Origin of the sequence: Paracoccus sp. TD-10, from assembly GCF_048270675.1 — a bacterium.
In the GTDB taxonomy this organism is placed as follows: Bacteria; Pseudomonadota; Alphaproteobacteria; order Rhodobacterales; family Rhodobacteraceae; genus Paracoccus; species Paracoccus pantotrophus.
Window position 1 is genome coordinate 129,694 of record NZ_CP182419.1, and the last position, 19,572, is coordinate 149,265.

20 protein-coding genes are annotated in these 19,572 nt (G+C 71.0%); 12 read left to right on the top strand and 8 right to left on the bottom strand.

Features of this window, described 5'->3' with window-relative positions; translation table 11 throughout:
* Positions 1-317: 317 nt before the first annotated feature.
* The 8 genes from ACNKFW_RS11560 (at position 318) to ACNKFW_RS11595 (ending at position 6,920) form a co-directional block, all read left to right on the top strand.
* Positions 318-992 (top strand): DnaA N-terminal domain-containing protein, encoded by a 675-nt coding sequence (locus ACNKFW_RS11560; protein ID WP_024843707.1) that lies wholly within the window; start codon positions 318-320, stop codon positions 990-992.
* Between the two features lie 81 nt (positions 993-1,073).
* The gene (locus ACNKFW_RS11565; protein WP_147428617.1) at positions 1,074-1,331 is read left to right on the top strand and encodes a PepSY domain-containing protein; all 258 of its coding nucleotides are present in this window, start codon (positions 1,074-1,076) and stop codon (positions 1,329-1,331) included.
* 159 nt (positions 1,332-1,490) lie between these two features.
* Complete coding sequence (gene bioB, locus ACNKFW_RS11570; RefSeq protein WP_147428615.1) at positions 1,491-2,453, top strand: biotin synthase BioB; 963 nt, start codon at positions 1,491-1,493, stop codon at positions 2,451-2,453.
* Positions 2,450-3,571, top strand: a complete 1,122-nt coding sequence (locus ACNKFW_RS11575; protein ID WP_147428613.1) for an aminotransferase class I/II-fold pyridoxal phosphate-dependent enzyme — start codon at positions 2,450-2,452, stop codon at positions 3,569-3,571. The genes bioB and ACNKFW_RS11575 overlap by 4 nt, the downstream gene beginning before the upstream one ends.
* Positions 3,568-4,185 carry a dethiobiotin synthase gene (bioD, locus tag ACNKFW_RS11580; RefSeq protein WP_147428611.1) on the top strand — a complete coding sequence of 206 codons (618 nt, stop codon included), beginning with the start codon at positions 3,568-3,570 and terminating at the stop codon, positions 4,183-4,185. Before ACNKFW_RS11575 ends, bioD begins: the two co-directional genes overlap by 4 nt.
* Positions 4,185-5,468, top strand: a complete 1,284-nt coding sequence (gene bioA / locus ACNKFW_RS11585; protein WP_147428609.1) for an adenosylmethionine--8-amino-7-oxononanoate transaminase — start codon at positions 4,185-4,187, stop codon at positions 5,466-5,468. The genes bioD and bioA overlap by 1 nt, the downstream gene beginning before the upstream one ends.
* On the top strand, positions 5,465-6,073 hold the full coding sequence (locus tag ACNKFW_RS11590; RefSeq protein ID WP_147428607.1) for a pimeloyl-ACP methyl esterase BioG family protein: 609 nt from the start codon (positions 5,465-5,467) through the stop codon (positions 6,071-6,073). Before bioA ends, ACNKFW_RS11590 begins: the two co-directional genes overlap by 4 nt.
* Positions 6,074-6,176: 103 nt before the next feature.
* Positions 6,177-6,920, top strand: a complete 744-nt coding sequence (locus tag ACNKFW_RS11595; RefSeq protein ID WP_147428605.1) for a methyltransferase domain-containing protein — start codon at positions 6,177-6,179, stop codon at positions 6,918-6,920.
* Here the strand turns inward: ACNKFW_RS11595 and ACNKFW_RS11600 are convergent.
* The 7 genes from ACNKFW_RS11600 to dld all read right to left on the bottom strand — a co-directional run bounded on the left by ACNKFW_RS11600 (position 6,917) and on the right by dld (position 14,626).
* Positions 6,917-7,582 (bottom strand): GntR family transcriptional regulator, encoded by a 666-nt coding sequence (locus ACNKFW_RS11600; RefSeq protein ID WP_024843715.1) that lies wholly within the window; start codon positions 7,580-7,582, stop codon positions 6,917-6,919. The two genes, ACNKFW_RS11595 and ACNKFW_RS11600, sit on opposite strands and share 4 nt — an antisense overlap.
* Before the next feature lie 54 nt (positions 7,583-7,636).
* Positions 7,637-8,206 (bottom strand): 2'-5' RNA ligase family protein, encoded by a 570-nt coding sequence (locus ACNKFW_RS11605; protein WP_147428603.1) that lies wholly within the window; start codon positions 8,204-8,206, stop codon positions 7,637-7,639.
* Positions 8,207-8,256: 50 nt separating this feature from the next.
* Complete coding sequence (locus ACNKFW_RS11610) at positions 8,257-8,913, bottom strand: LutC/YkgG family protein (RefSeq protein WP_114669223.1); 657 nt, start codon at positions 8,911-8,913, stop codon at positions 8,257-8,259.
* Entirely contained in the window at positions 8,910-10,319 is a 1,410-nt protein-coding gene (locus tag ACNKFW_RS11615) for a lactate utilization protein B (RefSeq protein ID WP_024843718.1), read from the bottom strand. Before ACNKFW_RS11615 ends, ACNKFW_RS11610 begins: the two co-directional genes overlap by 4 nt.
* Positions 10,316-11,086 (bottom strand): (Fe-S)-binding protein, encoded by a 771-nt coding sequence (locus ACNKFW_RS11620; protein WP_147428601.1) that lies wholly within the window; start codon positions 11,084-11,086, stop codon positions 10,316-10,318. Before ACNKFW_RS11620 ends, ACNKFW_RS11615 begins: the two co-directional genes overlap by 4 nt.
* Before the next feature lie 10 nt (positions 11,087-11,096).
* Positions 11,097-12,863: an L-lactate permease gene (locus ACNKFW_RS11625; protein ID WP_147428599.1), complete on the bottom strand. Its 1,767-nt coding sequence runs from the start codon at positions 12,861-12,863 to the stop codon at positions 11,097-11,099.
* A gap of 77 nt (positions 12,864-12,940) precedes the next feature.
* A complete protein-coding gene (dld, locus tag ACNKFW_RS11630; RefSeq protein WP_147428597.1) occupies positions 12,941-14,626 on the bottom strand; it encodes a D-lactate dehydrogenase in 1,686 nt (561 codons plus the stop codon).
* 210 nt (positions 14,627-14,836) lie between these two features.
* On the opposite strand from dld, the gene ACNKFW_RS11635 reads away from it, so the two are divergent.
* The 4 genes from ACNKFW_RS11635 (at position 14,837) to ACNKFW_RS11650 (ending at position 17,968) form a co-directional block, all read left to right on the top strand.
* On the top strand, positions 14,837-15,610 hold the full coding sequence (locus tag ACNKFW_RS11635) for an FCD domain-containing protein (RefSeq protein WP_024843723.1): 774 nt from the start codon (positions 14,837-14,839) through the stop codon (positions 15,608-15,610).
* A 63-nt stretch (positions 15,611-15,673) separates the two neighbouring features.
* The gene (locus tag ACNKFW_RS11640) at positions 15,674-15,952 is read left to right on the top strand and encodes a hypothetical protein (protein ID WP_024843724.1); all 279 of its coding nucleotides are present in this window, start codon (positions 15,674-15,676) and stop codon (positions 15,950-15,952) included.
* A 127-nt stretch (positions 15,953-16,079) separates the two neighbouring features.
* Positions 16,080-17,456 (top strand): GntP family permease, encoded by a 1,377-nt coding sequence (locus tag ACNKFW_RS11645; RefSeq protein ID WP_147428595.1) that lies wholly within the window; start codon positions 16,080-16,082, stop codon positions 17,454-17,456.
* A gap of 26 nt (positions 17,457-17,482) precedes the next feature.
* Entirely contained in the window at positions 17,483-17,968 is a 486-nt protein-coding gene (locus ACNKFW_RS11650) for a gluconokinase (protein ID WP_036747281.1), read from the top strand.
* Between the two features lie 51 nt (positions 17,969-18,019).
* On the opposite strand, the gene ACNKFW_RS11655 is transcribed toward ACNKFW_RS11650, so the two are convergent.
* Positions 18,020-19,450 carry a cryptochrome/photolyase family protein gene (locus ACNKFW_RS11655; protein ID WP_147428593.1) on the bottom strand — a complete coding sequence of 477 codons (1,431 nt, stop codon included), beginning with the start codon at positions 19,448-19,450 and terminating at the stop codon, positions 18,020-18,022.
* Positions 19,451-19,572: the final 122 nt, after the last annotated feature.

A 19,572-nucleotide genomic window follows, 5' to 3' on the forward strand; every position in this document is an offset into this window, starting at 1 on the left:
CGGAACGCTAACGCGGCAATGGGGGACGGGTTGGCGCGTTGCACCCCGGATTGGGGGACAAAACCGCGGCAATGGGGGACGGCCTGAATGACCCCCTATACCATTTGATACCGATTTTCTTTGATGATTTGGTCCGGGAAATCCGGCCGGCGGGGAATCGCTTGACAGAATCGGATTTCAGGACGCAAATACGAAAGGGATGACGAAAAGCGTTTCAAACGGTGCCAAACCGACGCGGTCATCCGGTCTTGCCCCGATGGGCAGGGCGAGGCGGGCAGATGGAAGGCAGCCGGGAATACCGGGGCGCAGGAGCAGACATGCAGGTGATGCGTGCCGTCGGCCGAGAGGCGGCGGCGAAGAAATATGACTTGCTCTCGGCCATGATGGCGCATGGGCTGGCCGGCGACAAGCATCGCCAGCGCCTGGTGCTGCGGCTGATGGCACTGATCACCACCCGCTACAACTGGCAGCGCGACGAACTGACCATCGGCCAGCGCGAGATCGCCCGGCTGTGGTGCGTCGACGAACGCACCGTCAAGCGCGAGATGGCCAAGCTGCGCGCCCTGGGCTGGATCGAGATCAAGCAGCAGGGCGCACGCGGCCGGGTGTCGGTCCTGGGCCTGAACCTGGAGCGTATCCTGTTGGATACAAAGCCGGAATGGCCGAATATCGGCCCGGATTTCGTCGAGCGGGTCGGCGGCAAGCGCGCCGAGCCGACGAGCAATGTCGTGCCGCTGCACCGGCCCGAGCCGATGCCGGCCGAGGGGCTGTGGGCCGAGGCGCGCGCCCGGCTGGCCGAGGAGGATCCGGCGCTGTTCGACGCCTGGTTCGCCGGGCTGATCGAGGCCGAGCGCAGCGAAAGCTGCCTGACGCTGTTCGCGCCCAGCCGCTTTCACGCCAATTACGTCCAGACGCATCTGCTGGAGCGGCTGCGCATCGCCGTGCAACGCTGCGACGGGCGCGTCGGCAAGCTGCGCATCCTGGGCCCGTGAAGGCGCGGGCGCAGCAAGCGGGCTGTCAGCCCGGCCCTGCTATTGCGGCGGCGCGAAAACGCAAATGCAGGAGAAAGAATCATGCGCCCGTCGCTGGGCGCCGCGGCCCTGATCACCCTGGCCTGTCCCGTCGCCGCGCTTGCCGATCGCCCTGTGCCGCGGGCGGACTGGCGCCCCGTCGAGGGGCTGGAGGCCCGGCTGAAGGGGCAGGGCTGGCCGGTCCATAATGTCGCCGTCGAGGACGGCTGCTATGAGGTGCATGGCAAGGACGAAACCGGCCGCCGGGTCGAGGTGCCGTTCCATCCCGCCAGCCTGGCAGAGCTGGGCATGGATGACTGAACCGGCTTCCGGATCGGGGGGGCAGGCGCAAGCCGTTGAAAGGTCAATATTTTCTTGCCACCATCCCGGCCCGATAAATAATAGATAATATATCCAGATTAACAGGGCGCGATTCCGGTTTTATAGATACTCCCCGATTCAAGGCTCAGGGAGGTATCCATGCCCCAGCAATCGCGCCGCGCCGCCGAGATCTATCGCCAGCCTCTGATGGACCTGCTGTTCCAGGCCCAGACCGTGCATCGGGCGCATTTCGACCCGAATGTCGTGCAATGCTCGAAGCTTCTGTCGATCAAGACCGGCGGCTGCCCCGAGGATTGCGCCTATTGCTCGCAATCGGCGCGCAACGGCTCGGAACTCTCGGCCTCGAAGCTGATGGAGGTCGAGCGGGTGCTGGCCGAGGCCCGGCGCGCCAAGGAAGCGGGGGCGACGCGCTATTGCATGGGCGCGGCCTGGCGGTCGCCCAAGGAACGCGACATGCCGGCGGTGCTGGCAATGATCCGCGGCGTCAAGGCGCTGGGGATGGAGACCTGCATGACGCTGGGCATGCTGGACGCGGACCAGGCGCTGCGGCTGAAGGACGCGGGGCTGGATTATTACAACCACAATATCGACACCTCGGAACGCTATTATTCCGAGATCATCACCACGCGCAGCTTCCAGGACCGGCTGGACACGCTGGAGCGGGTGCAGGCGGCGGGCATCCATGTCTGCGCCGGCGGCATCGTCGGCATGGGCGAGACCGAGGCGGACCGCATTTCCATGCTGGAGACGCTGGCCGGGCTGGAGGTGCCGCCGCAATCGGTGCCGATCAACATGCTGATGCCGATGGCGGGCACGCCGCTGGCCGATGTGCCCAAGCTGGACCCGATCGAGATGGTGCGCACCATCGCCACGGCGCGCATCCTGATGCCGACATCCCATGTGCGGCTGTCGGCCGGCCGGTCCGAGATGAGCGACGAGATGCAGGCGATGTGCTTTTTCGCCGGCGCCAATTCGATCTTCGTCGGCGATGTGCTGCTGACCGCCGGAAACCCGGGCGAGGACAAGGATGCGCGGCTGTTCGCCAGGCTGGGGCTGCGGGCCGAGGTGCCGGAGGCGTCGCGGGAGGGCTGCGCGGCATGAGCTTTTCCCGGCACGGGGCGGCGCTGGAGGCCTTGGTGCGGCGCGGGCGGCTGCGCCGGGTGGCGCCGGCGGCGGGGCTGGACTTCGCCTCGAACGACTATCTGGGGCTGGCGGGGTCGGCACTGCTGGCGCGGTCGGCGCGGGATGCGCTGGCGCGCGGCGTGCCGGTGGGCGCCGGGGGGTCGCGGCTGCTGCGCGGCAACCATGCCGAGCATCAGGCGCTGGAGGCCGAGGCGGCGGATTTCTTCGGCGCCGAGGCGTGCCTTTACATGGGCGGCGGCTTCCAGGCCAACCAGGCGATCTTTTCGGCGCTGCCGATGCAGGGCGACCTGGTGCTCCATGACGCGCTGGTCCATGCCAGCGCGCATGAGGGGATGCGGCTGGGCCGGGCGGAATGCCGCGGCTTTGCCCATAACGATGCCGGCGACGCGGCGCGGGTGATCGCCGAGTGGCGCGATGCGGGCGGCCGCGGCCGGGCCTGGATCGCGGTCGAAAGCGTCTATTCGATGGAGGGCGACCTGGCGCCCTTGCCGGCTTTGGCCGCGCTGGCCGCGCGCGAGGACGCAGTGCTGGTGGTCGACGAGGCGCATGCCACCGGCGTTTTCGGCCCGCAGGGCAGGGGGCTGGCGCATGGGCTGGGCTGCGCGCTGGTGAGCCTGCATACCGGCGGCAAGGGGCTGGGCGGCTCGGGCGCGCTGGTCTGCGCCGACCGGGTGCTGGTCGAGACCTTGGTGAACAAGGCGCGGCCCTTCATCTATGCCACCGCGCCCTCGCCTTTGTCGGCGGCGGTGCTGCGCGCGGCCTTGCGGGCGCTGGCGGAGGTGCCGGCGCTGGTCGCGGGCGCGCGGGCGCGCATGGCGCTGGCGGCCGAGGCGGCGCGGGGTTGCGGCATCGCGGTGCAGAGCCAGATCGTGCCGGTGATCGTCGGCGACGACCGGCGGGCTTTGGCGCTGGCCGGGGCCTTGCAGGCGCAGGGCTTCGACATCCGCGCCATCCGGCCGCCGACCGTGCCGAAGGGGACGGCGCGGCTGCGCCTGTCCGTCACCGGCAATGTCGGGGCGGAGGATATCGCGGCGCTGTTTGCGGCCATCGCGGCGCTGGAAAGGGCGGCGGCATGAGCGCGGTGGTGGTCGCCGGCACCGATACCGGCATCGGCAAGACCGTGTTCAGCGCCGGGCTGACCCGCGCGCTGGGCGCGAGCTATTGGAAGCCGGTGCAGGCCGGGCTGGAGGAGGAGACCGACAGCGAGATCGTGGCGCGGCTTTCCGGCCGTCCGGTGCTGCCCGAGGCCTATCGGCTGCGCCTGCCGGCCTCGCCGCATCTGGCGGCCGAGCGCGAGGGGGTCGCGATCGACCCGGTGCGGCTGGCCTTGCCCCCGGTGGCCCCGCTGGTGGTCGAGGCGGCGGGCGGGCTGATGGTGCCGCTGACCCGGCGCCTGCTTTACCTGCAGGTGATCGCCGGCTGGGGCGCGCCGGTGGTGCTGTGCTGCCGCACCGCCTTGGGCACCATCAACCATTCCCTGCTGTCGCTGACGGCGCTGCGGGCGGCGGGCTGCCGGGTGGCGGGCGTGGCCTTCATCGGCGCGGAGGCCGAGGACAGCCGCCGGGTGATCTGCGAGATCGGCGCGGTGCGCGACCTGGGCCGGCTGCCGCTGCTGGAGCAGGTGACGGCCGAGGCGCTGGCCGATGCCTTTGCCGGCATCGACGTGGCGGCAATCCGGGGGGTGCTGTGATGCGGGATCTGGCGTTCGACCGGCGGCACCTGTGGCATCCCTATGGCTCGATGCGCGCGCCGGGGCCGGTGCATGAGGTCGCGGCGGCCGAGGGGGTCTGGCTTACGCTGGCGGATGGGGCGCGGATGATCGACGCCATGTCCTCCTGGTGGGCGGCGGCGCATGGCCATCGCCACCCGCGGCTGGTCGCGGCGATGCAGGCGCAGCTGGAGCGCCTGCCGCATGTGATGTTCGGCGGGCTGACGCATGGGCCGGCCGTCGGGCTGGCGCGGCGGCTGGTCGCGATGCTGCCGGCGGGGCTGGATCGGATCTTTTACAGCGACAGCGGCTCGGTCGCGGTCGAGGTGGCGCTGAAGATGGCGGTGCAGGCCCAGGCCGGGCTGGGGCAGGCGGGGCGGACGGGTTTCGCCAGCGCCCGCGGCGGCTATTACGGCGATACCTGGAAGGCGATGAGCCTCTGCGATCCCGAAACCGGGATGCATGCCCATTTCGGCGCCGCCTTGCAGGTGCAGCATTTCGTGCCGCGCCCGCCCATTCCCTTCGGTGCGGAATGGGACGAGGATCCGGCGCGGAACGGGCTTGCCGCGGTCGAGGCGCTGTTTGCCGAGAAGGCGCATGAGATCGCCGGCTTCATCGTCGAGCCGGTGGTGCAGGGCGCGGGCGGCATGTGGTTCTATCACCCGCGCTGGCTGGAGGGGCTGCGCGCGCTGTGCGACCGGCATGGCGTGCTGCTGATCCTGGACGAGATCGCCACCGGATTCGGCCGCACCGGCACGCTGTTCGCCATGCAGCGCGCCGGGGTGGTGCCGGATATCCTGTGCCTCGGCAAGGCGCTGACCGGCGGCATGATGAGCTTTGCCGCCACCGTCGCGTCAGGCCGGGTGGCCGAGGCGATTGCGGAGGGGCCGGCGCCGGTGCTGATGCACGGGCCGACCTTCATGGGCAATCCGCTGGCCTGCGCCGCGGCCTGCGCGAGCCTGGACCTGCTGGCCGAGGGCGGCTGGCAGGGGCAGGTCGCGGGGATCGAGGCGGGGCTGCGCCGCGGCCTTGCCCCGGCGCGCGGGTTGCCCGGCGTGCGCGATGTGCGGGTGCTGGGCGCCATCGGGGTGATCGAATTGCGCGAGCCCGTCGATATGGCGCGCGCGCATGGCTTTTGCCGCGACAGCGGGGTGTGGCTGCGGCCCTTCGGGCGGCTGCTTTACTGCATGCCGCCCTTTGTCGCGGCGCCGGACGAGGTGGCGCGCATCTGCGCCGCCATGGTCGAGATCGCGGGCTGGCCATGAGGGCGGAATGGCTGAAGCGCGCGGGCGCCGAGGAACTGATCGTGGTGCTGACCGGCTGGGCGGTGGGGCCCGAGCCGTTCCGGCACCTGGCCGGTCCGGCCGATGTGCTGGTGCTGTCGGATTACCGCGACCTGACACCGCCGGACTGGCCGCGGGGCTATGCGGCGATGGACCTGGTCGCCTGGTCCTTTGGCGTGGCGGCGGCCTGCCGGCTGCCGGGGCTGGACCTGTTCCGCCGCAAGGTGGCGGCCTGCGGCTCATGGGCGCCCTGCGACGACGATCTGGGCATCCCGCGGGACGTGGTGCGGGCCACGGCCGAGAACCTGTCGCCGGCCGCGCTGCGGCAATTCGGTCGGCGGGCGGGCTGCGCCGTCGCCGCGGGCGCCGATCCCGCCGCGCTGCGCGAGGAATTGCAGGCGGTGATGGGCTGGGATGCCGGGCAGGTGCCGGGCTTCGACCGCATCTGGCTGGGCGCGGCCGACCGCATCTTTGCGCTGAGGAACCTGCGCCGCGCCTGGCAGGGCTGGCCGGTCGAGATGCGGGTGCTGGATCGCGGGCACAATCCCTTTGCGCAATGGCGCGACTGGGCCGAGGTGCTGGCATGAGCCGGGCATCGGCATTCGCGCTGGCCGGGGGGCATGGGTGCGGCCCGAAAGGCGCGGGCCGGGGGAAGCCCTTGCCCTGCCGCCCCATGCCGGGGGCCGGGGCATGAATACGCTGGCCGGGCGGGTGGCGCGGTCCTTCGCGCGCGGCATGGCGACCTATGACGGCGCGGCGCTGGCGCAAAGGCGGATCGCGGCGCGGCTGTTTGCGGCCTATCGCCGCGCCGCGCCGGGGCATCGGCCGACGCGGGTGCTGGAGGCGGGCCATGGCTCGGGCCATCTGACCCGGCACTTGCTGGGGCTGCGGCCGGCGCGGCTGTGGCTGAACGACCTGGCGGCGCCGGAACTGCCGGGGGTCGCGGCGGATTACCTGCCGGGCGACGTGGCCGAGGTGGCGCTGCCGGGGGCGGTGGACCTGGCGGCCTCGGCCTCGATGCTCCAATGGGTCGAGGATCCGGCGCGGGTGATGGCGCGGCTGTGCGGGGCGGTGGCGCCGGGCGGCTGGCTGGCGATTTCGGGCTTTGCGCCGGGGCATTTCCCGGAACTGCGGGCGCTGGGCAGCCGGGCGGCGGCGCCGTCCTATCTGACCGGGGCCGGGATGGCGGCGCTGCTGCCGCCGGGCTGGCAGGGCCATGGCGCGGGGGAATGGCGGATCGTGCTGCATTTCCCCGGCGCGCTGGAGGTCTTGCGGCATCTGCGCGCCACCGGGGTCAACGGCTGCGCCGGGCAGTTCCGCTCGCCCGGCGCGCTGCGCGACTTCATGGCCCGTTACGAGGCGCGGCATGGCGGGGCGCGGGGCGTTGCGCTGACCTATGTCGCAAGCTGGCTGGTGGCGCGGAAGGCGGCCTAGCCGTGGATGGCGAAGGCGTCGCGCTTGTCGCTGGCCGGGGGGGCCGGGCGGCGGCCGATCCAGCGCACATGGCGCGCCAGCGTGGCGCAGGCCAGGTCCACCTCGCCCTTGCGCAGCGCGGCCAGGATGGCGCGGTGGTCGTGGTCGGTGCGCGTTTCCCAGTTCGACTGCCAGGCGGCGAACAGGAAGCGGGCGCTGGCGGCATGCAGGTCGTCGATGGCGGCGAGCAGGCGCGGCATGGCGCAGGGGGTCAGGATCAGCTTGTGGAACCGGCGGTTCGCCGCCTCCCACGAGCGCACGTCGCGCGAGGCGTCGCCGGCCTTGGTCGCCTCCTCGGCGGCATTGAGGATCGCCGGGGTCAGGTGCGGCGCGGCGTGGCGCAGCGCGAGTTCTTCCAGCGCGGCGCGCATCTCGGCCACCTCCTTGACCTCGGGCAGGTCGAAGGCGGCGACGCGGACGCCGCGGCGCGGTTCGCTGATGGCGAGGCCCTGGGCTTCGAGCCGGCGGAAGGCTTCGCGCACCGGGACGTGGCTGGCGCCGAATTCCTCGGCGATGCGGTCCTGGCGCAGGCGCTCGCCCGGGCCGATCTCGCCCGCCACGATCCGGTCGGCCAGCACGCGGCTGATGCGGACCGCCAGGGTTTCTTCTGATCCTGCGCTCATGGCGGCATGGATAAGCCGGGGGGCGGGGATTGTCGATAAGGCTTCGGGGCCGTTTCAGGGCAGCGGCCAGCGCGCCAGCGGAACATGCCGGCCCAGCCCCTGCAGGCTGTCGATCAGCACCAGCTCGTCCACGCGCCAATGCACGGGCGGCACGGCGATGCCCTCGGGCGGCAGGGGTTTGCCATAGGCCAGCGTCACATGCGGGGTGACGCGGTGGCGGGCGACGGCCAGGCCGGCATGGGCGAGGCGCCGCCAGAGCGCCTGGCACAGCGCGTCGGGGGCGGGGTGTTCCTGCCGGCCGACCAGCACCAGCGGCCGGTCGCGCCGGCGCGGCGGGCCGAAGGTGGTCAGCCGGTCCAGCACCAGGTCGAAGGCGGGGAAGTCGAGCCCGTCCAGCGGCCGGCCAAGCGCCTCGGCCATGCCCGGCGCCAGCTGCGGGGTGCGGATCACCGGCAGGATGGTCATGTGCAGCGTGGCGCGGCGGAAGCGGTCGCGGCGGTTCGCGAGCCGCCAGGCATCCTCGATCCGTGCCGCGACCTCGGGCGGCGGGATGGCGACGAAAAGCAGGAAATGCTCGCGCGGCGTTTCCTGCTGCATGTCCTGCGCTTGCGCGGCGTCTTGCATGGCGGCCCTCCGATCGGGTGCCGCCATGCTAGGGCAGATCGGGGCGGCGGTCAGCCCGGTTCCGCCCCGGCCTCGGCGATCAGGATCACGTGCAGGAAGCCGGGGCCATGGGCGCCGCGGACATAGCTGCCCTCGATATCGGTGGTGCCGCTGGGGCCGGTGATCAGGATGGCGTTGCGCGGCACGGCCTGCGCGGAAAGGCGGGCGGCGTAGTCTTCCAGATAGGGCAGCAGCGTGGCTTCGCGCAGCAGCACGATATGGTGCAGCGGCAGGAAGGCCATGAGGATCGGGTTTTCCGGTCCCGAATGGATGACCAGCGAGCCGCTTTCGGCGATGCCGTGCAGCGCGAGGCCGAGCGCCGCGGGCTCGTCCGGGGCGATGCCCGGATGCGGGGCGAGGCCCGACCAGTCGAGCGCCGCCAGTTCCGGCGCGGGCTGCATGGCGAAGCGGGGCGGCAGGCCATGGGCGTCGAGATAGCGGGCCATGGCCCGCGGCAGCTCGGCCAGGCTGCCGATGCGGTCGATGCTGGTGCCGAGCGCGGTCGCCTTCTGCGCGAAGGCGTCGGGCAGGCTCGGCGCGGCCAGGCGCGGGCGGGCGGCGTCGGGATCGTCGAGCAGGGCGGCGGCCTCGGCGGCGATCTGCGCCGGCGGCTTGCCGGGGCCGAGGGCCGTGCGGATCGCCGAGAGGATGCGGGTGCGGGCGGTCATTTGCGGGCCTTTTGCTGGGCGCGGTATTGATCCATGAAGCTTTGCGGCGCCGGGCGGGGCAGGTCGCGATGCGCGGTCCAGCCCCCGGCCAGCGGCAGGCGCGCGATCCAGCCGCCCTTGCCGAACAGCCGCATCAGCGGCAGGCCGATGCGGGTCGCCAGGCGATAGAGCCGCGGGCGGCGGGCGACTTGCGCCCAGATCCCGATGCCGGCGCGGAGCGATCCGGGCTCCAGCCCCTCGCGCCAGCTGCGGCGGCGCCAGGCGCGCAACAGCGTCGGCAGTGGGATGCCGACCGGGCAGACCTCGGCGCAGCGGCCGTTCATGGTGCAGGCATTGGGCAGGTCGCGCGAGGCCGCGAGCCCGTCCAGCACCGGCGTCAGCACCGAGCCCATCGGGCCGGGATAGGTGCCGCCATAGGCATGGCCGCCGATCTGGCGATAGACGACGCAATGGTTCATGCAGGCGCCGCAGCGGATGCAGCGCAGCATCTCGCGGAACTCGTCGGCCAGCATCCGGCTGCGGCCGTTGTCGACCAGCACGATATGCATCTCCTCGGGACCGTCGGCATCGCCGGGGCGCCTGGGGCCGGCATGGAAGGTGGTGTATTGCGTCATCTCGCCGCCCGTGGCGGAGCGGACCAGCAGGCGCAAGAGCGCGAAGGCATGCGCGGTCGAGGGCACCAGCTTTTCGATCCCCGCGGTCACGATATGGATGCGCGGCGGCGTGGTGGTCAGCTCGGCATTGCCCTCGTTGGTGACGGTGCAGGTGGCGCCGGTATCGGCGACCAGGAAATTCGCGCCGGAGATGCCGATATCGGCGGACAGGAATTTCTCGCGCAGCACCCGGCGGGCGCTTTGCACCATGGTCGCCGGATCCTCGGCGGCGGGGGGCGGCTGGTGGCCGGTCTTGAAAAGCTCGGCCACCTGTTCGCGGGTGCGGTGCATGGCGGGCCAGATGATATGCGAGGGCGCCTCGCCCGCCAGCTGGATGATATGCTCGGCCAGGTCGGTCTCGACCCGCTCGATGCCGGCATCGGCCAGGGCATGCGGCAGGCCGATTTCCTCGCCCAGCATGGATTTGGCGCGGGTCACGAGCTTCGCCTCGGCGGCCAGGCAGATGCGGGTGACGATGGCGCGGGCCTCGGCATCGTCGGCAGCCCAGTGGACCTGCGCGCCGCGGGCGGTGGCGTTTCGCTCGAACTGTTCCAGATAGTGGCCCAGATGGGCGGTGACATGGTCCTTGATCGCCTGGCCGCGGGCGCGGGCGGTCTCAAACTCGGGAAAGGCGGCCAGGGCGGCGGCGCGCTTCCTTTCGGCATTGCCGGTGGTGCGGTCGATGGCGACCTTCAGCACCGGGTCGGCCAGGGCCGCCCCGGCGCGGGTCTTGAAATCGGGCCGGGCGCTCATGATGCATCCTCGCCGATGGCGGGGCCGTCGGCGCGGCCGGCCAGCACCTCGACCGCGTGGAAGCAGCGGGTCTTTGCGCCGCGGCGATGCAGTTTGCCCGCCATGTTCATCAGGCAGCCGAGATCGCCGGCCAGCAGGATCTCGGCGCCGGTTCCCTCGACGGCCTCGGCCTTTTCGGTGACGATGGCGTTCGAGATGTCGGAATATTTCACGCAGAAGGTGCCGCCGAAGCCGCAGCAGACATCGTTGCCGGGCAGGCCGCGCATTTCCAGCCCCTCGACATGGCTGAGCAGCGCGCGGGGCTGGGCGGCGATGCCAAGCTCGCGCAGGCCCGAGCAGCTGTCGTGATAGGTGGCGGAGGCATTGAGCCTCCGCCCCGCGGGCGCGTAGCCCATGACATCGCAGAGGAAGCTGGTGATCTCATGGGTTTTCGCGGCCATGGCTTGGGCGCGGGCGGCCCAGTCCGGGTCGCCCGCCAGAAGCTCCGGATAGCCATGCACCATGGTCGCCGCGCAGGAGCCCGAGGGCAGCACGACATAGTCGTAGCCCTCGAACGCCGCGATGGTCTGGCGGGCCAGATGCGCCGCGTCGCGGTCGTCGCCGCTGTTCAGCGCCGGCTGGCCGCAGCAGGTCTGGGCCTGCGGCACCTCGACCACGCAGCCCGCCTCCTGAAGAAGCTGGAGGGTTGCGAAGCCGATCTGCGGGCGGATGGCGTCGACAAGGCAGGTCACGAACAGACCGACCGTCGGTTTTGGCTCTCCGGTCATGGGCTTTCCCCTAGTTGGTCACGGCGGCCGGGACGGCGCCGCGGTTGCGCGACATGAAGAACAGCACGGCAGCGGCCCAGATCGCGGCGGCGGCCCACCACATCAGGTTGCCGGTCAGCAGCGCAAAGCCGATCAGCCCGCCCTGCACCACGTAATAGGCCATGGGGATCAGGGTCTTGCGGATGATCGCGCCCTCGCGGTCCACAAGGCCGACGGTGGCCGAGGCGGCGACGACGTTATGCACGCAGATCATGTTGCCGGCCGCGCCCCCGATGGCCTGCAGCGCCACCACGGTGCCCGCGCCCGCCGCCCCCAGGCCGATCTGCTCGGCGGTCGAGAACTGGAACAGCGAGAACATCATGTTGCTGACCGTGTTCGAGCCGGCGACGAAGGCGCCCATGGCGCCGATCAGCGGCGCGAACATCGGCCAGGCATCGCCCACCACCGACGAGACGCCCTGCGCCAGCACGATGGGCATGCTGGCATAGCTGTCCGAGGCCGAGTTCAGGAACACCTGCACCATCGGCACCGCCAGCAGCAGCGCCGGGGCGGCGGCGATCATGGTCGTGCCCGAGGATTTCAGCGCCCGGCCGTAGTCGCGCCCCGACATGCCATGCAGCACGAAGGTAAAGAGCGAGGCCAGGATCAGGATCGTGCCGGGCAGGAACAGCACCTGCACCGAGGCGTTGATCCCCGAGCCGAACAGGTCGCGGAAGGCGATGGTCATCTCGGGCGAGGTCAGCCAGGCCTTGATCGGCGCGACCGAGCGGGTCAGGACCAGCAGGGCGACGACGAAGACATAGGGCGCCCAGGCCTTGGCCAGCGGCATCACCGGCTTGTGGGCATTGTGATCCTCGAGATCGTCGAGCTTGCCGGTCCAGTCGGCGCCCCAGTCGCGGCGCGGCGGGAAGTCGAAGCTTTCCTTCGGGATCAGGAAGCCGCGCCGCGCCGCCGGCACCACGATCATGAGCCCGATGATGCCGCCCAGCAGCGAGGGGAATTCCGGCCCCAGGGTCGCGGCGATGATGTAATAGGGCAGGGTGAAGGCGAGGCCCGCGAAGAGCGCGAATTTCCAGATGCGGAAGCCCTCGGCAAAGGAGCGGTTGGCGCCGAAGAAGCGGGTCAGCATCCCGACTAGGATCAGCGGGATCAGGAAGCCGATCAGCCCGTGGATCATCGCGACCTTGGTGGCGATCTCCAGCAGGTAATCGCCGAAGGCCATCGGCGCGATGGTCGCCTCGACGATCTGCTGGTCGGCCAGGCCGGTGCGCACGCCGACCAGGATCGGCGTGCCGACCGCGCCGAAGGATACCGGCGTGCTCTGGATGATCAGCGTGACCATGACCGCGGCCATGGCGGGAAAGCCGATGGCGACCAGCAGCGGCGCGGCGATGGCCGCCGGCGTGCCGAAGCCCGAGGCGCCCTCGATCAGCGAGCCGAAGAGCCAGGCGATGATGATCGCCTGCACCCGCCGGTCGGGCGAGATCGAGGTGAAGCCGGCCCGGATCGAGCGGATGCCGCCGCTTTCCTCCAGCGCATAGAGCATCAGGATGGCGCCGAACACGATGTAGAGCAGGCTGACGGCGGTCACGACGCCGTTCACCGTGGCGCCCAGAACCTTGTTCAGTTCCGTGCCCCAGATCAGCAGGGCGGTGGCGGCGGTGACGAGATAGGCCACCAGCATCGAGAACTTGGCCGATTTCGCCAGCACCACCAGCAGCACGAAGACCGTGGCGATGGGCAGCAGGGCCAGGATGAATGTGATAAGTCCAGCCATCTTTCCTCCTCAGATGGGGCGGGCGGTTCCGCCGTTGCGGGTGCGCAATGCTGCGCGGTCGTCTTGGATGGCGCGGCCTAGTGCCAATGCGCGCATTTCGAGGTCTGGCCGATGCCGGGGTTCAGGCTGTTGGTCGGGTCCAGCTGCCGGTAGAAGCCGGCCAGTTCCGGCTTGGCGTGGTAAAGGTGGCCGACATTGTGCTCGGCCGGGTATTCGGCGCCGCGTTCGTCCAAGAGCCGCCACATCTCATGCTCGACGGAGAGACAGTCCTGGCCCTTTTTCACCACGTAATCCTGGTGGAAGACGTGGCAGAAGAAATGCCCGTAATAGAGCTTTTTCGCGAGCTTCGCGTCGAGCTCGGGCGGCAGGCGCTCGACCCAGTCGCGGTCGTTGCGGCGCAGCGCGATGTCCAGCGCCACGATGTCCTCGACCTTGCGGGCATGGATGGCGCGGTAGCGCACGGCGGCGCCGGCCACGGCGAAACGGTGCAGGAAGGCGGCCTTGCCCTCGTCCGGGGTGCATTCGAACATGTCGCCCTGGGCCGAGGGGAAGATGGCTGAGAGATAGGCGCGGGCCTCGGCGATGCCGGCGCCGCCCATGCGCAGCAGCAGGTGATGCTCGTAGCGGTCGCGGAAATCGTTCATGCGCTTGGGCAGGTGCTGGGGCATCAGGGATGCGATCCCCTGCGCCAGCCGGTCGGATAGCGTCGCGCCCAGTCCCAGCCGCTCGGTCAGCGCGTCCATGCGCGCCTTGGCGGCGAACAGGGCCGGCATGCGGTCGGTGCCGGCATGGCGGATGAACAGGAAGGTGTCCTTGCCGTATTGCGCCGCGATGTCATAGGCTTCGCGGTGGATGTATTCGCCGGCGATGGGCAGGTTCTGGAAATGCGCCAGGATATGGCGGCGGATCCGGGTCAGCTCGTCGGGGTCGTTGCTGCCGATATAGAAGACCGCCGTGTCCTTTTCGGCCCGGAACGTGTCCAGCCGCACGGCGAAGACGGCAAGCTTGCCGGCGCAGCCCGAGGATTCGTGCAGCCGGCGCGGGTCGGCGTTGAAGCGGGCGGGCGTCTCGGCCTCGATGTCGCGGACATGCTCGGCATAGTCGCGGTCCGAGGCCCAGGCGTCGGTGGGCGCGGGGGCGGGCAATTCGCCCGTCTCGACCCGGGCCAGGATGTCCTCGGGCGTATCGCCCAGATCGAGGCCCAGGTGGTTGACCAGCGCCACCGAGCCGTCGGCGCGCACCTCGGCGTAAAGGCTCATCTCGGTATAGGCCGGGCCGCGCTGGATCAGCGCGCCGCCGGAATTGTTGCAGATGCCGCCCAGAACCGAGGCGCCGATGCAGGAGGAGCCGATCACGGAATGCGGCTCTCGTCCCAGCGGGCGCAGGCGCTTTTCCAGCGCGTCCAGCGTGGCGCCGGGCAGGCAGACCGCCTGTTCGCCGGCGCCGAGCAGGTGGATGCCCTTGAGGCGCATGACCGAGACCAGCACGATCTCGCGGTCGTAGTCATCGCCCCAGGGGGTCGAGCCGCCGGTGAGCCCGGTATTCGCCGCCTGCAGGATCACCGCGCGGCCCGAGGCGACGGCGGCGTTCAAGACCCGCCACATCTCGACCAGAGTGCCGGGGCGGACCACCGCGACCACCGGCCCCTCGCCATAGCGGAAGCCGCGGGTGTAGCGGCGGGTGGCGCGGGGCGCGGTCAGCACATGCGCCCGCCCGACGATGGCGCGCAGGCGGTCCAGCAGGTCCGCACGGTCTGCCGTCATGACTGTCCCCCCTTGATGCGATCAACCCGGCGCCGCATGGCACCGGCTGAGCAGATCGCTTTACCTTCCCTCTGTTATTGGTAAAATAATTTTACCGCTTGGGTCAAGTGGGAAATCCATTGCGCCGGACCCGGCGCTGCGGCTAATCTTCGGGACCGGAAGCCGCCGCTTAACCCCCTGAAATCGCGGCCGTTGCCAGAGGAGTCGCAGATGCCCAGCGAAGTGAACAAGGGCGCCCCCGCCGCGGAAACCACCGCGCGCCATATCGAGGATCTGATTCTCGAAGGCTCGCTGCGCCCCGGCGACCCGCTGCTGGCCGAGCGCGAGATGGCGCTGCGGCTGAACGTGTCGCGCCCGACGCTGCGCCAGGGCATCCGCATGCTGGAGGACAAGGGGCTGATCGTCGCCGATCCGGGCGGCGGGCGGCGGGTGGCGCCGCTGGCGACCAGCATCACCGATCCGCTGGTCGAGCTGATGGCCTCGCGCCCCGAGGTGGTGGACGATTACCTGGAACTGCGCGCCACGCTGGAGGGCATGGCGGCCAGCCTGGCGGCGACGCGGGCCAATGACGTGGATCGCCAGACCCTGAGCCGCTGCATGGAGCGCATCGACGAGGCCCATGACAAGGCCGACCCGCGCGACGAGGCCGAGGCGGATGTGGACCTGCATGTCGCGGTCTACGAGGCGAGCCACAATATCGTGCTGCTGCAGATCATGCGGGCGCTGTCGGGCATGCTGCGCAAGGGCGTGTTCCACAACCGCGAAAAGCTGTATGCAAGGCCCGAGGTGCGCGACGTGCTGCGCGCCCAGCACCGCGCCATCCATGACGCGATCATGGCCTGCGACGCGCCGGCGGCGGCGCGGGCGGCGCAGGACCACATGATCTATACCAAGCGCGTGCGCGCCGAGATCATGGCCGCCGAGGCGCGGCTGGAAATCTCGTTGCGGCGGATCGAGGGCGGCAGCCTGACCTCGCGGAACTGAACGGCTTTGCCGGTTCCGGCATCTGTGCCATCATGATTTCCGGTAACATCAGGGAAATCGCGCATGGACAGGATGGACAGGCTGGCTGCGCGGATCGACGGCCTTGAAGGCCGGGTGATCGCGCATCGCCGCACCTTTCAGAAGCTGCTGGAACTTTCGCCCGAGGATATGCGGGCCCAGATGCTGCAATGGCTGGAGGACCGCGAGGTGATGCTGGACGGCCAGGAGGATCCCGGCGCCCTGGCGGGCGAGGAGGCCGCGCTGGAGCTGGCGCTGTCGGACGAGATGCGCCTGCTGCATGATCTTGCCACCGCGTCGCGGCACCGGCGCGAAACATCTTAACTTTTCACCCGGCACCTGTTAACGCTAACGGCCACGAAAACCGACGGATGCCTGGCCGCCCCCTCAAGCCGCGGCGGACACGAGCCCAGGGCCGTCCCACGACCCTTTCGCTGGAGGAGCCTCTTTCATGAATTCTGTCGAGCCCGTTCACAGCACGGCCGTGCTGTTGCTGATCGCCCTGGCGGCGGTTCTTGTGCTGCTGGTCCTGATCATGCGGTTCCGGCTGCATGCCTTTGTCTCGCTGGTCCTGGTCAGCCTGATGACCGCCATGGTCGCGGGCATTCCCATGGCCGATGTCATCGGGGTGCTGATGCAGGGCTTCGGCTCGACGCTGGCGACGGTGGCGCTGCTGGTGGGTTTCGGCGCCATGATCGGCCGGCTGCTGGAGATCACCGGCGGCGCGCAGGTGCTGGCGGACCGGCTGATCGGCCAGTTCGGCGCCGAGCGCGCGCCTTTCGCGCTGGGCGTGGCCTCGCTGCTGTTCGGCTTTCCGATCTTCTTCGATGCCGGGCTGGTGGTGATGCTGCCGATCATCTTCAGCGTGGCTTACCGCTTTGGCGGCTCGGTGCTGCTTTACGCGCTGCCGGCGGCCGGGGCCTTTGCCGCCATGCACGCGCTGCTGCCGCCGCATCCGGGGCCGGTGGCGGCGGGCGACCTTCTGGGCGCGGATATCGGGCTTCTGGTGGTGGTCGGGCTGGTCGTGGCGCTGCCGACCTGGTTCTTCGGCAGCTACCTGTTCGGGCTTTGGGCCGGGCGGCGCTTCGTCCTGCCGATCCCGCAGATCCTGGGCGCGATCGATGCCGAGAGCCATGACCGCATCCCGCCCAGTTTCGGCACGGTGATGCTGGTGCTGCTGCTGCCGCTGGGGCTGATCTTCCTGAACACCGGGCTGGGCACGCTGGCGACCATGGGCGTCGTCGATGCCGGCGCGGGCTGGGTCACGGTGCTGCGGCTGATCGGCCAGACGCCCATCGCGCTCTTGATCACCGTGCTGGTGGCCATGGCGCTGTTGGGCCGGGGCCGCAGCGCGACCGAGATCGAGCGCATCATGGACAGCGCCCTGGCGCCGATCTGCGCCATCATCCTTGTGACCGGCGCGGGCGGCATGTTCGGCGGCGTGCTGCGCGCCAGCGGCATCGGCGAGGCGCTGGCCTCCAGCCTCGACGCGGTGGGCATGCCGCTGATCGTGGCGGCCTTCGTCATCTCGACGGCGCTGCGGGTGGCGCAGGGTTCGGCCACGGTGGCGCTGACCACCACCGCCGGGCTGATCGCGCCCACGGTGGCGGCGACGACGGGGCTGAGCGAGTTCGACCGCTGCTTCCTGGTGGTGGCCATCGCCGGCGGCGCGACCGTGCTGAGCCATTTCAACGATTCCGGCTTCTGGCTGGTCGGGCGCTTCCTGGAGATGGACGAAAAGACCACGCTCAAGACCTGGACGGTGATGGAGACGCTGCTGGGCAGCATCGCCTTTGGCTTCGCGCTGATCGGCTGGTGGCTGCTGTGAAGGGCGCGGTGCAGCATGTCGTGGTGATGGGCGTCTCGGGCGCCGGCAAAAGCACCACGGGCGAGGCGCTGGCCCGGCACCTGGGCTGGCCCTTCGTCGAGGGCGACAGCTTCCACCCCGAGGCCAATGTCGCCAAGATGCGCGCCGGCATTCCGCTGGACGACGACGACCGCGCGCCCTGGCTGCGGGCGCTGGCCGACGAGATCGCGCGCAACGAGGCGCTGGGCCGGCCCTCGGTCATGGGCTGTTCGTCGCTGAAGCGGGCCTATCGCGACATCCTGCGCGAAGGCGCGCCGCGGGTGCGCTTTCTGCACGTGCATGGCCCGCGCGAGCTGCTGGAGAGCCGGCTGTCGCATCGTGCGGGGCATTTCTTCCCCGCCAAGCTGCTGGATTCGCAGCTGGCCGCCTTGGAGCCGCTGGCGGCCGACGAGGATGGCGCGGTGGTGGACATGGCCCTGTCGGTCGAGGACCAGGTCCGGCAGGCCCTGCGCCTGCTGGGCCTGGAGGGCTAGGCTCGCGGGTTTCGCGATGCGCAGGACCGGGGCGGCACGGCCGCCGGCCGGTCAGGGGCCGGGGGCCTGGCGGCGGAAGGCGGCATGGGCCTTGAGCGCGCGGGCCCGGCCCTGGGCCAGCCCGCCGGGCGTGGCGCGGTCCTGCCAGGCGCGTGCCACCTCCCAGCCGGGCGGCAGGCTGTCGAGATAGGCCCGCGCCTCCTCGCCCTTGGCGCCTTGCCAGCCCAGCAGCCAGCGCCGGCGATAGCGGCCCTGCGGGTCGAATTGCGCGGCCTGCCGTTCGGGGTTGAAGATGCGGAAGAAGGGCGCCGCATCCGGGCCGCAGCCCGCCACCCATTGCCAGTTCATCGCATTCGCGGCCGGATCCCAATCGGTCAGGCTGTCGGCGAAATGCGCCAGCCCCAGCCGCCAGTCGGTCAGCAGGTGCTTGGTCAGCCAGCTGGCCGCCACCATGCGCACCCGGTTGTGCATCCGCCCGGTCACGCGCATCTCGCGCAGCCCGGCATCGACCAGCGCGATGCCGGTTTCGGCCCGGCGCCAGCGGGTCAGCGCGGCGCCGTCGCCCTGCCAGGGGAAATCCGCCCATTCCGGCCGCCAGGGCCTTTGGGCGAGCCGCGGAAATTCCACCAGCAGGTGCCAGGCGAATTCGCGCCAGATCAGCTCGGTCAGGAAGGCGGCGATGCCGGCGCCGGCGGCGGCATCGGCCTGGGCGCGGGCCGAGGCCATGGCCCAGAGGTCGCGCGGGCCGATCTCGCCCATGGCCAGATGTTCGGACAGGCCCGAGGTGGCGGCAAGGTCGGGGCGGTCGCGCTGCGCGGCGTAATCCGCGGCGCGGTCCAGGAAAGCGCCGAGCCGGGCCAGCGCCGCCGCCTCGCCCGCGGGCAGGGCGTGGCGTTCCAGCACCGCGCGGCCGCGATGCAGGTCCGGCGCCAGCTCCAGCCGGTCGGGCGCGAGGCCCTGCGGCGGGTCGGCCAGCGGCGCGAGCCTTGCGGTCTCGGCAACGGGCCGGTCGGGGCCGATGGCGCGCAGGGCGCGGGCGAAGGGGGTGAAGACGCGATAGGCGCCGCCCGAGCCGGTGCGCAGGGCGCGGGGATGGGCAAGCAGGTGGCCCGGATGCAGCACCAGCCGCGCCGGCGTGCCGGCCAAGGCCCGGCCCAGCCGCTGCTGCGCGGCGAGGGTGGCGGGCTCGGGCCAGTCGTTGCGATGCACGGTCTGCGCGCCGATGCGGGCAGCGAGGGCGGGCAGGATGGCCTCGGGCTCGCCCTCCAGCACCAGCACGGCCGCGCCATGGCGGCGGCGCAGCTCGGCGTCGAAGGCCAGCAGGGCACGCTGGAGCCGCCAGCGGCTGGCCGCGCCCTGCGCCCGCAAGGCGGCGTCGATCAGGAAGACCGGCAGCACCGGCCCCGCCTTGGCGGCGGCGGCCAGGGCGGCATTGTCCCGGAAACGGAAGTCGCGGCAAAGCCAGAGGATGCTGGGCGGCATGGGCAGGGGTCCGGCTGGGGCTCGCCGCCGGCCGGCGAGCAGTTTCGCGCGCCGGCGCCGGGGACGCGGACGATGGCGGCCGGGAAGACCGGCCCCGGAAGGCGGGCGCGCGCAGGGCCGGG

Bases quoted from the DNA above. Each gene is read 5' to 3' on its own strand.
- ACNKFW_RS11645 (WP_147428595.1), top strand. From the start codon at position 16,080: ATGAATTCTGTCGAGCCCGTTCACAGCACGGCCGTGCTGTTGCTGATC.
- ACNKFW_RS11625 (WP_147428599.1), bottom strand. From the start codon at position 12,863: ATGGCTGGACTTATCACATTCATCCTGGCCCTGCTGCCCATCGCCACG.
- ACNKFW_RS11635 (WP_024843723.1), top strand. From the start codon at position 14,837: ATGCCCAGCGAAGTGAACAAGGGCGCCCCCGCCGCGGAAACCACCGCG.
- ACNKFW_RS11575 (WP_147428613.1), top strand. From the start codon at position 2,450: ATGAGCTTTTCCCGGCACGGGGCGGCGCTGGAGGCCTTGGTGCGGCGC.
- ACNKFW_RS11655 (WP_147428593.1), bottom strand. From the start codon at position 19,450: ATGCCGCCCAGCATCCTCTGGCTTTGCCGCGACTTCCGTTTCCGGGAC.
- bioB (WP_147428615.1), top strand. From the start codon at position 1,491: ATGCCCCAGCAATCGCGCCGCGCCGCCGAGATCTATCGCCAGCCTCTG.
- bioD (WP_147428611.1), top strand. From the start codon at position 3,568: ATGAGCGCGGTGGTGGTCGCCGGCACCGATACCGGCATCGGCAAGACC.
- ACNKFW_RS11560 (WP_024843707.1), top strand. From the start codon at position 318: ATGCAGGTGATGCGTGCCGTCGGCCGAGAGGCGGCGGCGAAGAAATAT.
- ACNKFW_RS11610 (WP_114669223.1), bottom strand. From the start codon at position 8,913: ATGACCGCCCGCACCCGCATCCTCTCGGCGATCCGCACGGCCCTCGGC.
- ACNKFW_RS11640 (WP_024843724.1), top strand. From the start codon at position 15,674: ATGGACAGGATGGACAGGCTGGCTGCGCGGATCGACGGCCTTGAAGGC.
- dld (WP_147428597.1), bottom strand. From the start codon at position 14,626: ATGACGGCAGACCGTGCGGACCTGCTGGACCGCCTGCGCGCCATCGTC.
- ACNKFW_RS11595 (WP_147428605.1), top strand. From the start codon at position 6,177: ATGAATACGCTGGCCGGGCGGGTGGCGCGGTCCTTCGCGCGCGGCATG.
- bioA (WP_147428609.1), top strand. From the start codon at position 4,185: ATGCGGGATCTGGCGTTCGACCGGCGGCACCTGTGGCATCCCTATGGC.
- ACNKFW_RS11605 (WP_147428603.1), bottom strand. From the start codon at position 8,206: ATGCAAGACGCCGCGCAAGCGCAGGACATGCAGCAGGAAACGCCGCGC.
- ACNKFW_RS11600 (WP_024843715.1), bottom strand. From the start codon at position 7,582: ATGAGCGCAGGATCAGAAGAAACCCTGGCGGTCCGCATCAGCCGCGTG.
- ACNKFW_RS11590 (WP_147428607.1), top strand. From the start codon at position 5,465: ATGAGGGCGGAATGGCTGAAGCGCGCGGGCGCCGAGGAACTGATCGTG.
- ACNKFW_RS11620 (WP_147428601.1), bottom strand. From the start codon at position 11,086: ATGACCGGAGAGCCAAAACCGACGGTCGGTCTGTTCGTGACCTGCCTT.
- ACNKFW_RS11565 (WP_147428617.1), top strand. From the start codon at position 1,074: ATGCGCCCGTCGCTGGGCGCCGCGGCCCTGATCACCCTGGCCTGTCCC.
- ACNKFW_RS11615 (WP_024843718.1), bottom strand. From the start codon at position 10,319: ATGAGCGCCCGGCCCGATTTCAAGACCCGCGCCGGGGCGGCCCTGGCC.
- ACNKFW_RS11650 (WP_036747281.1), top strand. From the start codon at position 17,483: ATGGGCGTCTCGGGCGCCGGCAAAAGCACCACGGGCGAGGCGCTGGCC.